This is a genomic window from Pseudomonas sp. FSL W7-0098, from assembly GCF_005930585.1.
Lineage (GTDB): Bacteria > Pseudomonadota > Gammaproteobacteria > Pseudomonadales > Pseudomonadaceae > Aquipseudomonas > Aquipseudomonas bubulae.
This window is the reverse complement of sequence record NZ_RXHW01000004.1, coordinates 91,622-103,548: the sequence shown is the minus strand read 5'-3', so window position 1 is coordinate 103,548 and position 11,927 is coordinate 91,622. Positions and strand designations below refer to the sequence as shown.

10 protein-coding genes are annotated in these 11,927 nt (G+C 58.7%); 2 read left to right on the top strand and 8 right to left on the bottom strand.

Annotation, left to right across the window (positions count from 1 at the left end; all coding sequences use genetic code 11):
- Positions 1 to 110 precede the first annotated feature (110 nt).
- On the bottom strand, positions 111 to 1,541 hold the full coding sequence (locus FHL07_RS08575) for a coniferyl aldehyde dehydrogenase (RefSeq protein WP_138738377.1): 1,431 nt from the start codon (positions 1,539 to 1,541) through the stop codon (positions 111 to 113).
- Between the two features lie 158 nt (positions 1,542 to 1,699).
- On the opposite strand from FHL07_RS08575, the gene FHL07_RS08570 reads away from it, so the two are divergent.
- Both FHL07_RS08570 and FHL07_RS08565 read left to right on the top strand, forming a co-directional pair.
- The gene (locus FHL07_RS08570) at positions 1,700 to 2,368 is read left to right on the top strand and encodes a TetR/AcrR family transcriptional regulator (protein WP_094999788.1); all 669 of its coding nucleotides are present in this window, start codon (positions 1,700 to 1,702) and stop codon (positions 2,366 to 2,368) included.
- Positions 2,369 to 2,398: 30 nt separating this feature from the next.
- Entirely contained in the window at positions 2,399 to 3,253 is an 855-nt protein-coding gene (locus tag FHL07_RS08565) for a sulfurtransferase (protein ID WP_095017833.1), read from the top strand.
- A gap of 10 nt (positions 3,254 to 3,263) precedes the next feature.
- Here the strand turns inward: FHL07_RS08565 and FHL07_RS08560 are convergent, their stop codons facing one another.
- The 7 genes from FHL07_RS08560 to FHL07_RS08530 form a co-directional block, all read right to left on the bottom strand.
- Positions 3,264 to 4,100: an AraC family transcriptional regulator gene (locus FHL07_RS08560; protein ID WP_095020485.1), complete on the bottom strand. Its 837-nt coding sequence runs from the start codon at positions 4,098 to 4,100 to the stop codon at positions 3,264 to 3,266.
- Positions 4,100 to 5,143: a hydrolase gene (locus tag FHL07_RS08555; RefSeq protein WP_094999791.1), complete on the bottom strand. Its 1,044-nt coding sequence runs from the start codon at positions 5,141 to 5,143 to the stop codon at positions 4,100 to 4,102. Before FHL07_RS08555 ends, FHL07_RS08560 begins: the two co-directional genes overlap by 1 nt.
- Before the next feature lie 76 nt (positions 5,144 to 5,219).
- Entirely contained in the window at positions 5,220 to 6,674 is a 1,455-nt protein-coding gene (locus tag FHL07_RS08550; protein WP_178084385.1) for a M16 family metallopeptidase, read from the bottom strand.
- Positions 6,667 to 8,013 carry a M16 family metallopeptidase gene (locus FHL07_RS08545; RefSeq protein ID WP_138738375.1) on the bottom strand — a complete coding sequence of 449 codons (1,347 nt, stop codon included), beginning with the start codon at positions 8,011 to 8,013 and terminating at the stop codon, positions 6,667 to 6,669. The genes FHL07_RS08550 and FHL07_RS08545 overlap by 8 nt, the downstream gene beginning before the upstream one ends.
- A gap of 194 nt (positions 8,014 to 8,207) precedes the next feature.
- Positions 8,208 to 8,804, bottom strand: coding sequence for a 16S rRNA (guanine(966)-N(2))-methyltransferase RsmD (gene rsmD / locus FHL07_RS08540; RefSeq protein ID WP_094999794.1), 597 nt, complete (start codon positions 8,802 to 8,804; stop codon positions 8,208 to 8,210).
- Positions 8,804 to 10,294, bottom strand: a complete 1,491-nt coding sequence (locus FHL07_RS08535) for a M16 family metallopeptidase (RefSeq protein WP_095020482.1) — start codon at positions 10,292 to 10,294, stop codon at positions 8,804 to 8,806. Before FHL07_RS08535 ends, rsmD begins: the two co-directional genes overlap by 1 nt.
- Positions 10,287 to 11,639 carry a M16 family metallopeptidase gene (locus tag FHL07_RS08530; protein WP_094999796.1) on the bottom strand — a complete coding sequence of 451 codons (1,353 nt, stop codon included), beginning with the start codon at positions 11,637 to 11,639 and terminating at the stop codon, positions 10,287 to 10,289. Before FHL07_RS08530 ends, FHL07_RS08535 begins: the two co-directional genes overlap by 8 nt.
- Between the last annotated feature and the right edge of the window lie 288 nt (positions 11,640 to 11,927).

Below are 11,927 nucleotides of genomic sequence, written 5' to 3'. Positions count from 1 at the left end.
CAAGTCGCCATTCGCAGAAGAAAGCACTATAGACGCGACGAATTTACTGCTTTTTCATGATTTTTTCAGGCGTTGGCCCAGTAGGCTCGCCAGTTTTTCGATAAAGCCCGTTAGCGGATAAACAGCTTCTGGATCATGCGTACCAGTTGCCGGTCATAAGGCGGATAGATCATCGGCGAGCTGTTCAGGCGCTGTTTGCACAGCACGCCCTTGGCTTTGCTGAAGGTCAGGAAACCTTCGTGGCCGTGGTAATGCCCCATGCCTGAATGCCCGACGCCGCCAAAAGGCAGGTCGTCGATAGCCACATGCAACAACGTTTCGTTGATGCTGACCCCGCCCGAGTGAGTGGTGTGGATAACCCTCTGTTGCTCGGCTTTGTTGTAGCCGAAGTAATACAGTGCCAGAGGGCGGGGTCTACGGTTGATGTAGGCCATTGCCTGATCCAGATTGGAGTAGGGCACAACGGGTAGTAGAGGGCCGAAGATTTCGTCCTGCATGACGTGCATCTCGTCGTTTACATCCAGCACCAGCGTATGGGGCATGCGCCGCCCCTGGCCCTGTTCATACAGCGGGATCAACCGTGCGCCCTTGAGGGTGGCGTCGGTTTGCAGCCGTTCAAGGCGCGCCAGCTGCCGGTCATTGATAATTGCGGTGTAGTCCGGGTTGTCGATGAGGGTCGGATAAAAGCTGTGAACGGCCTGGCGGTAGGCATCGACGAAACCTTCAACCCGATCCTGGGGTACCAGCACATAATCCGGAGCGATACAGGTTTGCCCGGCGTTGAGTGTTTTGCCCCAGGCGATGCGCTGGGCAGCGTCTTTGAGCGGTACATCGGCCGACACGATAGCGGGAGATTTACCACCCAGCTCCAGTGTTACGGGCGTCAGGTTTTCAGAAGCTGCACGCATCACCCGTTTGCCCACATGGGTGGAACCGGTGAACAGCAAGTGATCGAACGCCAGCCCGGAGAACGCCACCGCCACATCTGCCTCGCCCAGTACCACCGCAACCATGTCTTCGGGGAAGATCCGCCCCAGCAAATCCTTGAGCCAGTGCCCGGTGACCGGGGTGAACTCGCTGAGCTTGAGCATGACCCGGTTGCCGGCAGCCAATGCGCCAACCAACGGGCCGATGGCCAGATACAGCGGGTAGTTCCACGGCACAATAATTCCCACAACCCCCAGCGGCTGATACATCACTTTGGCACTGGCGGGCGCGAACATCATGCCTACGCTGCGTGAGGAAGGTTTCATCCAGCGCTTAAGGTGTTTGAGGGCATAATCAATGCTGTGCAAGCACGGCATCAATTCGGCAAACAGGGTCTCGTCCGGGCTGCGATGGCTGAAATCCTGGCTGATGGCATCGATCAGCACCTCGCGCTCGCGGCTCAACAGCTGGCGCAGGCTTTTGAGCCATTGCTGGCGCTGCGCAAGTGGCGGGAATGGATGAGCGGCATAGGCCTGGCGCTGCTTGTCGAGCAGGGACTGGAGAGCGTCCGGTTGAACCGGGGCGTCGTGAGTGTGAGTGCTGTCGACAGGCATGATGGCTCCAGGCAGTTTTTATCGGTATTTATCGTAGAAGAGCACTATGTTTTTAGAGCTTGTGCTCTAACCTGTCAATTGAAGGCCTGCCCCGTGTTGTTTATCGATTCAAGGTTAGGCCGTAAGATGCCTTTCGTTTTTAATTTAAGCGCAAGCCCATGGCCATACGACTAAAAACCAGTCAGCGCATCGCCAACAGCAGCCTGGAGCTTTTCAACCAGTTGGGCGAACGCAGTGTGAGCACTAATCACATTGCGGCCCATATGGAAATTTCGCCCGGTAATCTGTACTACCACTTCCCCAACAAACAGGCGATTATCGCGGTCTTGTTCAGCGAGTACGAAGCGCTGGTATTGAGCTTTTTGCACCCACCCCAAGGGCGTTTGCCAACCGTTGCCGACAAGCACCACTACCTGCAGCAACTGCTGGATGCCATGTGGCGCTACCGTTTTTTGTATCGAGATATCGAGCATTTATTGCACAGCGACACGGAACTGGCCATCCGCTATCGACGTTTTTCCCAGCACTGCCTCACACAGGCCCAGGCCATATACGCCGGCTTTGTCGAGGCCGAAATCTTGTGCATGAGCCCCCGGCAAATTGAATCCCTGAGCCTGAATGCATGGATTATTCTCACCTCATGGGTAGGTTTTTTATGCGCCACCCGTGAAAACAGTGACCAGCTCAGCGAGCAGGCCATCAAGCGCGGTGTGTACCAATTGCTGGTGCTGGAATCAGGTTTTGTTACCGACCAGGCACGTGAAGCCATCGATGAGTTGATCAAGGAATACTACGTCCCTCTGGAACACGCGTTGTACGTTCAATAACTGCATTTCACCCCCTCACAGGAGTTCACTATGCCCGTTGCGCAACTGATCAGCCCTCATGCCCTGAATGAACGTCAGGCGCAGCCCGGCCTGGTTATCCTGGATTGCCGCTTTGCCCTCGAAGACCCGGACTACGGCCGTTGCAGTTATGCCGAGGGGCATATTGCCGGCGCGCAATTTGCCGATCTCGAACGAGACTTGAGCGGGCCTGTAATCAAAGGTGTGACCGGTCGTCATCCATTGCCCGATCCACGTACTCTGGTTGAACGTCTGCAGGCCTGGGGCATTAATGCCGACAGCGATGTGGTGTTGTATGACGACGGCCCGGGTGCTTTTGCGGCCCGGGCATGGTGGTTGCTGACCTGGCTGGGCAAGCGCGAGGGTGTATTTATCCTTGATGGTGGTCTCAAGGCCTGGCATGCCGCGGGCTTCCCGCTGAGCCTGGATGCGTCACCGACCTTGCGTGGCACTTTCGAAGGCAAACCCGACAGCCATATGCTGCTGAGCGCCGAACAATTGCAAAAGCGCCTGACCAAGCCGGGACTGACCTTGATCGATGCCCGTGCCCAGCCGCGTTTTCGAGGTGAGGTCGAGCCGATTGACCCGATCGCCGGGCATATTCCGGGCGCGCAATGTGCCGCCTTCAGCGAAAACCTGGATCCTACGGGGCGCTTTTTGCCTGCGGCGCAGCTCAAACAGCGCTTTGCCGAAAAACTTGCCGGCCGCTCTCCCGAGGAGCTGGTTGCCTATTGCGGCTCCGGGGTGACGGCGTGTCACAACCTTTTTGCATTGGGCTTGGCGGGTTATCCGCTAGGCAAGCTTTATGCGGGTTCGTGGAGCGAGTGGATCAATGATCCTGCGCGGGGCATTGCTACTGGCGATTGAGCCAGTTGGCTTAAGGGGTGCCGACACTGGCCAACCGGTATGCACCGGGGCCAACACCATAGACTTTCTTGAATTGCCGGTTCAGGTGGCTCTGGTCGGCAAAGCCCAGTTGCGTCGCCACCTGGAGTGGCAAACAGCCTTGTTGCAGCAAGGCTCTGGCATGGGCGATACGCTGTTGCATCAACCAGGTGTGCGGTGGCATGCCGGTGGCGCGCTGAAATACGCGGGCAAAGTGGAATGGCGACAGATTGACTGCGGCGGCGAGTTCTTCCAGTGATGGTGGCTCTGCCAGCCGGGCTTGCAGTACTTCCTTGGCACGGCTTACAGCGCGGTGTTCGACCCCGGGCTTGGCTGGTAGTGGCAGGCGGGCATGGCGGTTGAGCAGGGCAAGCATCATCTGACGCCATGCGGTTTGCTGCTGCAGCGCAGTCTCCGGCCCTTCGAGCAATTGATGTAGCTGGAATAACCCGCGAAACAGGTCGCAGTCGTACAGCAATGTGTCATTGAAGGTCGGCAAGTGGGTGGCGGGCAGTTCCAGTTCTTCCAGCAACTGCTGAATTTGCACGTTGTCCGGGTAAAAAGCCCGGTAACGCCAGCCCGCATCATGACCTTTGTGACCGTTATGGACTTCGTCCGGGTTGATCAGCACCAGCGTACCGGTGGCAGCCAGATGCTCGGCGCCGCGATAGCGATAGCGCTGGGCGCCTTCGAGGATCATGCCGATCACAAAACCATCATGCACATGGGGCACAAAGCGATGTTCGATATAACGTGCCGTCAGCAGTTCGACACCCGTCAGGGGGGGTGTTTGCCAGAAACGGATCGACTCACCCTGTTCTACGTCCATTACGCAGATTCAAGCCGCAGTGCGGCCAGCCATTGCGGAATTCTTCGTTCAAGGTAATAGCCCGGTTTTCTTGGGGAGCCCTCCAGAAATCCGACATGCCCGCCCCTGGTGTGCAACTCCAGTTGCGTGCAGGCTGACAGCTCGCTGGTGTCGGGGATGCTGTGCTTGAACACGAACGGATCGTCCATGGCCTGGATAATCAGCGTCGGTGTGTGGATGGCGCCGAGGAAGTAGCGGCTGGAGGCGCGACGGTAGTAGTCATCGACATTCAGATAGCCGTTAAGAGGTGCCGTTACGCGGTCATCGAACTCCCAGAAGGTGCGCATTTTGCTCAGGGCTTCGACCGAGCCAAGCCTGGTCAGGCTGGCCAGACCTTCGTGTTGGGCATCGAGCTGGAATCGATGTTTTTTGTCTTTGACGTAAGCCAGCATCTCGCGCATGAAGTGAGCTTGATAGACCCTGGAAAATCCCATACCGATCCGGTCGGCACACTGGTCAAGCCGGAACGGCACCGATACCGCGACAGCGCCTTGCAACCCGCTGTCGCTGCCGCTTTCGCCCAGATACTTGAGCAGCACATTGCCCCCCAGCGAATAGCCTACGGCATACAAGGGGGTCAGCGGATGTGCGGCACGTAAATGGGCCACTGCCTCGGCCAGGTCTTCGCTGGCCCCTGAGTGATAACTGCGGGCCAGTAAATTGGGTTCGCCGGAGCACCCTCGCCAGTTCAGTGCGGCGCTGGTCCAGCCGCGTGCGGCGAGGGCGGTTTGCAGCCCCAGTACATAGTGAGAGCCCGACGAGCCGGTCAGGCCGTGCAGCACCAGTACCACCGGCGCATGGTCTGAGGGTGTGCCGTGCCAGTCCAGATCGAGAAAATCGCCATCCTTTAGCCAGATACGTTCACGTCGATGTTCAATGGCAGGCTTGGTACGCCACAACGGCCCCCATAGCGTCTGGACATGGGGGTTGCCCAGACCCGTAGCCGGAGTAAAAGGCTTGAGGGGTGAAGCATGACTGGCTGGAAAAGGCACGGAGGTTCTCATCGAGTAACAGGTACGGCGGATGTCTAAATTGCCACATCAGGGCCCGACACCCAAGTGTTGCGTGCGGGTGCCGGGGTTATCTGATGGCAGGCATACAACTTTGTGCCATCGTCGTTTCTGGCACCATCACCTTGGGCAGGGGCAGTTGAGCAACACTGGGGCCGACGGTTACGCCGACCCAGCCGTCAGCCGTGAAGTGACGGTTCATCGCCGCTTTGATCTGCTCACTGGTCAAGGCTTGAATCTGTTGGATCTTGTAGTTGAAGGCCAGGGGCTGGTTAAAGCGGTTGATGATGGACAGTTCGTTGCGCATATCCAGGTTGCTGGCCGTGAGCTGTGGCAGCGCCCGCAGCAGGAACTGCTTGATGTCGTCCAGTTCGGTTTCGCTGGGTCCGTCCTGCAGGTACTGGGCAAACAGGGCTTTGATATGAACCAGGGCGCTTTGGCTGTAGCGCGAGGGGGTATTGAGGCTGATGATCCAGGGGGTTGGTCCCTGCGCATGGGGAATTTGCGATAGCACGCCATAGGTGATGCTGCGCTCCTCCCTTAACTGCCTGTTGAGGATATGGCTGAAAATAATATGCCCGGCCCGGATCGCTACCCCGTCAGGGTGCTGATTGGGCAAGGCATTCTGTGCCAGCATCAGTACGGTATGGGTTGCTTCATCTTCGATATGCAGGGTTTTGCCATGGGGCAGCGGGGCAGGCACCGAGTGTCTTTCAGCGAGTGCTGGTCCGGCGGGCAAGGCATTGGCCAGTGAGCGGCTGAGGCTCTGCGCCTGTTGCAGGGTCAGGTCGCCGACGATCACGATCTGTGCATTGGCAGCAGTGTAGGCGCGACGGTAAAAGGCCCTTAGGTGTGATTCATCTATGCGCTCCAGGCTCTCGACCGAGCCGTAGTCGGAGCGGGTGTAAGGTTGCCCCGGATAGAGTTCGTTGTAGATCTGCATCCGGGCAAGAGCGTGTGGGTCTTCGTGGTTTATTTTGAGTTTGGTGAACAGTTCGTTTTTGACCCGTCGCTGGCCTTCGACGGTAAAGCCCGGTTGGGCGAGCATCTCGGTGAACAACTGCATGGCGGGTTCGCGGATGTGCGGGGCGCTCAAGCTGCGCAGGGTGAAGAAACTCCGCTCTTTATCGATACCGTTACCCAGATCCACGCCCAGGCTATCAAACCCCTTGGCCAGTGCGTTGGCGTCCTTGAGCGTCGAGCCTTCGTTAAACAGGCTCAGTACAGTCGCAGCCAGGCCGGGTGTATCGCCATCCTGATTGCTGCCCGCGGCAAAGGTGATTTGCACATCGATCATGGGCAAGGTGTGGCTTTCGACAAACAGGACTTTGGTGTTTTGGCTCAGTTTCCAGGCCTTGATTGTCGGCAGGCGGGTGGCAGGCACGGCAGTGCTCAACTCAAGCAGCGATTGCAGTCGTGCTTGTGGTTCTTGTGCTCGGGCTTGCACGCAGACACAGGCAAGGGTGAACAGCAGCGTAGCGACGCGCAAGGCGCGGCTGGCTGCGATTGCGTGAGGCTTATTCATGGCGCGCCTCCTTGGGCAGTACATAGCTGAGGGTCAAGCGGTCGTGGGTCAGGAACGTTTGAGCGGCGAGCTGGATATCTTCAGGGGTGATTTTCACCAATATCTGCATGCGCTTTTCGTCGTCCTCTGGCGACAAGCCCGCAATGTCCAGTTCACCGAGATACAGAGCCAGGCTTTGCAGGTCATCACGGCTGAAAACATGCCGTGCAATGATCCGCGTACGGGCGCGTTCAAGGTCACTGCCGGAGGGGGGTGTTTTTTTCACTGAGTCGATCACGGCCCAAATCCGTTCTTGAACCTCGCTCAGCGGTTTCATCTTTTTAAGGTTGAGGGTGGCGTCGATGCTGAACAGCTCATCACCGCGGCTGATGCTGCTGTAATGTGAGCCGACGCTGATCAGCAATTCCTCGCCGCGCCACAATCTGCTTTTGAGTTCTGAACTGTCGCCGCCACCGAGCAACTCGCTGAGCAGCTCCAGTGCTGGAGCTGAACGTGGGTCGGTCTGGGTGTGCAGGCTTGGCACGTTGAACGTCATGCTCAGGTTCGGGATTTGATGATCGATGTACTGAGTCATGGTGCGCTCACCGGGAGCTGCCAGTTCGAGCGGGGCCTTGATCACAGGTAGCTTGCGTGAGGCAATCGGGCCGAAGTAGCGTGTGGCCAGGGCCTTGACCTGCTCGGTGTCGATATCGCCGACGATGATCAGGGTGGCGTTATTGGGCGCATACCAGCTTCTATACCAGTGCTTGAGTTCATCGATGTGCATGCGTTCGAGGTCGTGCATCCAGCCGATGACCGGGCTGCCGGAAGCGCTGGTCAGGAATGCCAGGCGGCGTGGCAGTTCAAGTGCGCGCTGATGGGGGTCGTTGTCGACGCTTTCGCTGCGTTCGCTTTTGATGACTTCGCGCTCACCGGCCCAATGAGCAGCGGACAGCTGTGCAGTGCTCATCTGGTCTGCCATCACTTCAAGTGCGACTGCCAGGGCATGGGGGGGCAGGGTTTGAAAGAAAGTGGTGGCGTCATTTTGCGTCGCCGCATTGTCCGTTGCGCCCAGGCTTTGAAAGATGTGGTCTGACTCGGCCGGACATAGTTTGCTGCTGCCTTTGAAAATCATGTGTTCAAGGGCGTGGGACAACCCGGATTGGCCTGGGGGCTCATAGCTTGAGCCGACCCTATACCAGAGCTGTGAGTGAACCACGGCTGCACGGTGGTCTTCGTGAACGATAACCTTGAGGCCGTTATCCAGGGTGAAATGTTGAGTGGAGGGTTGGCTGCTGGCCAGGGCCATCAGCGGTTGCAACATAAAGCCGAGAGCCAGCCCGGCAAGGGGGTGTTTCATGGTGGGTGTCCTGACTGTTTATCGTCAGAACAGATTGGGCTTGAGAGGGGAGAGGCGGGCGGTACATAGATACCTTGTACCGCAAAAATCTGTAGCCGCTGCCGTAGGCTGCGATAAGGACCGAAGGGCCTTCGCTTTTGAAAAAGCGACCCCTCCGGGCTTGATCGCAGCCTGCGGCAGCGACTACAGGTTCATCAGGCTTGAGTGGCTTCGCGTTGCCACAGGGCGTAGTTCACGCCGCCGGCTTTTTGCTCGCGGTGCAGGCGCCAGTTGGCAGGCAAGCCCAGCTCTGACGGGCGCAACTCGCTTTCGGTGTAAACCCAGGCGTCTTCAGCCAGCCAGCCGCGTTGCTCGAGCAGATCACAAGCAGGTTTGAGCAGGTCCTTGTTGAACGGCGGGTCGAGGAATACCACATCAAAGGTTGTGCTTGGCGTGGTGTCCAGATAACGCAGGGCGTCAGTCTGCTGAACTTCGCCGACAGTGCAGCGCAGAATGCCCATGTTCTCGCGGATGTTGGAGATCGCATCGCGGTTGCTGTCCAGTGCCACGCCCTTGGCTGCGCCGCGGGACATGGCTTCAAGGAACAGTGCGCCGCTGCCGGCGAAAACGTCCAGTACCCTGGCGCCGCCGATATAGGGGGCCAACCAGTTGAACAGGGTTTCACGCACGCGATCTGGCGTCGGGCGCAGGCCCTCTACATGGGGGAAGTCCAGCTTGCGGCTGCGCCATTCCCCGCCAATGATGCGTAACTGACCAGCACCTGAGTGCGATGTGTTTTTTGGCTTTGCCATTAATGCTCCGGAACCCCAAGAGGTTGCTCTGAAGGTTTGTCGGTAGGAGGTGGCAGTGGTTTTTGCGGCACGGTCGGGCCGGCGGTCACTACGACCATTTTGTCGGCGCTCAGGTGCTTGTTCATGGCGTCCTTGACCTGTTCGGTGGTCAGGTCCTGGGACTTCTGCATGAAGGTTTCCAGGTAATCCAGGGGCAAATCATAAAAGCCCATTGCGCCAAGTTGGCCGACGATGGCGGCGTTGCTGGCCGTGGACAGCGGGAAGCTGCCAGCCAGTTCACGCTTGGCATCGTCGAGTTCTTTTTGCGTCGGACCATTTTTCAGGTAGTCGGCCAAAATGTCTTGCACCAGTTTGAGCGTACCTTCGCTCAGTTCGGCGCGGGTTTGCAGGTTGATCATGAACGGGCCGCGAGCCTGCATCGGGCTGAAGCCGGAGTACACGCCGTAGGTCAGGCCGCGCTTTTCACGCACTTCGGTCATCAGGCGCGTACCGAAACCGCCACCGCCCAGAATGCTGTTGCCCAATGCCAGTGCGGCATAGTCGGGATCGTCACGGTCAATGCCCAGCTGCGACAGCAGCAGGTGGGTTTGTTTGGACGGGAACTCGATATGGGTTTGGCCAGCCTTGGGCTCGCTTGGTTGCACGGTCTTGGCCACTGCAGGGCCTTTGGGCAGTGCGGCAGATACCTGGGCTGCAATGGCTTCGGCTTCGGCACGCGACAGGTCGCCAACAATCGCAATCACGGCGTTGCCTGCGGTGTAGGCCTTGTTGTGAAAGGCCTTGAGCTGGTCAATGGTGATCGCGGCGATGCTTTGGGCATTGCCATCACTGGCGTGGGCATACGGGTGGTTACCGTACAGGCGCTTGAACAGTTCGTCGCTGGCCAGTTTGCCGGGGTTTTGTTTCTGAAACTCGAAGCTGGCGAGCAACTGGTTCTTGATCCGCGCCAGGGAGTCGGCCGGGAAGGTGGGTTTGCCCACCACCTCGGCGAACAGGTTGAGCGCAGGTGTGCGTTTATCTACATCGCTCAGGCTGCGCAGCGAGGCCACGGCCATGTCGCGATATGCGCCATTGCCGAAGTCCGCGCCCAGGCCTTCAAAGCCCTGGGCGATGGCGCCCACATCTTTACCCGCTACACCTTCGTTGAGCATGGCGTTGGTCAGCAGGGCCAGGCCCGGGGTGTTTTCGTCCTGGCTGCTGCCAGCGGCGAAGGTCAGGCGCAGGTCGAACATCGGCAATTGCCGTGCTTCGACGAACAGCACTTTGGAGCCTTCGGCGGTTTTCCAGGTTTGCACGTTCAGCGCACGGTGGCTGGGCGCCTTGCCGTCCAGCTCGGCCAGGGATTCGAGCTTGTGCTCGCTCTTGGCCTGGTCCAGTGCCTGGCTGGCGACCGATTGCTGCGGGTTGGTAAAAAAGTAGCCGAGTGCACCCACCAGTATGGCGGCGCTCAGACCAAGCAGGGCGTAGCGGGGGCCTTTACGCTCACTCATGGGTTTTCTCCTCGGGCAGTACATGGGCAACGCTGAGACGGTCGCGAGTGAAATAGGTGCGGGCAGCCTGCTGGATATCGGCCGGGGTGACCTTTTGCAGGTCGGCCAGTTCTGAGTCCATCAGCTTCCACGACAGGCCGACGGTTTCCAGCTGGCCGATCGAAGTGGCCTGGCTGGTGATCGAGTCGCGCTCGTAGACCAGTCCGGCAATTACCTGGGCACGCACACGTTCAAGCTCTTCAGTGGTCGGCGGGGTCTTTTTCAGGTCATCGAGCAAGCGCCACAAGCCTGCCTCGGCCTGGGCCATGGTGACTTTCTTCTGGCTGTTGGGCATCGCCGAAAGCATGAACAGGCTGTCACCACGGGTGAAGGCGTTGTAGCTGGACGATGCACCGGAGACCAGTTCTTCGCCCCGCTCAAGCTGCGTCGGCATGCGTGCGCTGTAGCCGCCGTCCAGCAGCGCGGAAATCAGGCGCAGGGCATTGGCGGTGATCGGGTCCTTGGCCGTGGCAACGCTGGGCACGTTAAAGCCCAGCATCAAGCTTGGCAGTTGGGTCTGGACGTGGATCTTGAGCAGGCGTTCGCCAGGGGTCGGCAGTTCCAGCGGGATTTTGGCGACAGGTATCTCGCGTTTTTGCACCTTGCCAAAGTAACGCTGGGCCAGGGCTTTGACTTCATCCGGGGTGACGTCACCGACCACCACTAAAGTGGCGTTGTTGGGGGCATACCACTCTTCATACCATGCGCGCAGTTCGCCAACGCTCATGCGCTCCAGGTCGACCATCCAGCCGATGGTCGGGGTGTGGTAGCCGCTGGAAGGGAAGGCCATGGCGCTGAACAGCTCGTAGGCTTTGCTCATGGGCTGGTCGTCGGTGCGCAGGCGGCGCTCTTCCTTGATGACTTCGATCTCGCGCTTGAATTCTTCGGGCGGCAAGCGAAGGCTGGCCATGCGGTCGGCCTCAAGCTCAAAGGCCACGCCCAGGCGGTCACGGGCCAGTACCTGGTAGTAGGCGGTGTAGTCGTCGCTGGTGAAGGCGTTTTCCTGGGCGCCAAGGTCGCGCAGGATCAACGAGGCTTCGCCGGGACCGACCTTGTTGCTGCCCTTGAACATCATGTGCTCAAGCGCGTGGGACAGGCCGGTCTTGCCAGGGGTTTCGTAGCTGGAGCCCACTTTGTACCAGACCTGGGAGACCACCACCGGGGCGCGATGGTCTTCGCGCACGATGACCTTGAGGCCGTTGTCCAGGCGGAACTCGTGGGTGGGCTGCGGTTCGGCCGCCAGGGCCGAAAGCGGTAATAAAACTGTGCTGAGCAACAGGCCAGCAGCGCGGCGGGCTAGATTCATTCGTTTTTTAACCTGTTGGGCTACCCGCTCGGCCTTAGCGTCTGCGGGTGAGGAGGTGCTAGGATACTGATCCGTTTTACTGGCGGCCACGCCTATCAGGCCTTTGACGATCAGACGACGTTTGATCGGGCAGTATAGGAGCCCGCTTGGAAGTGTGGATGTATACCGGTAAATTTCGCATTTTTGCCGACTTTCCCGTGACAGACCCGAGTTAAGACGAAGTTTACGAGGTGTGTTTTACCCTCTGAATACAGTTGCGTGCGAACAAGCTGACAAAATTACAGTCTG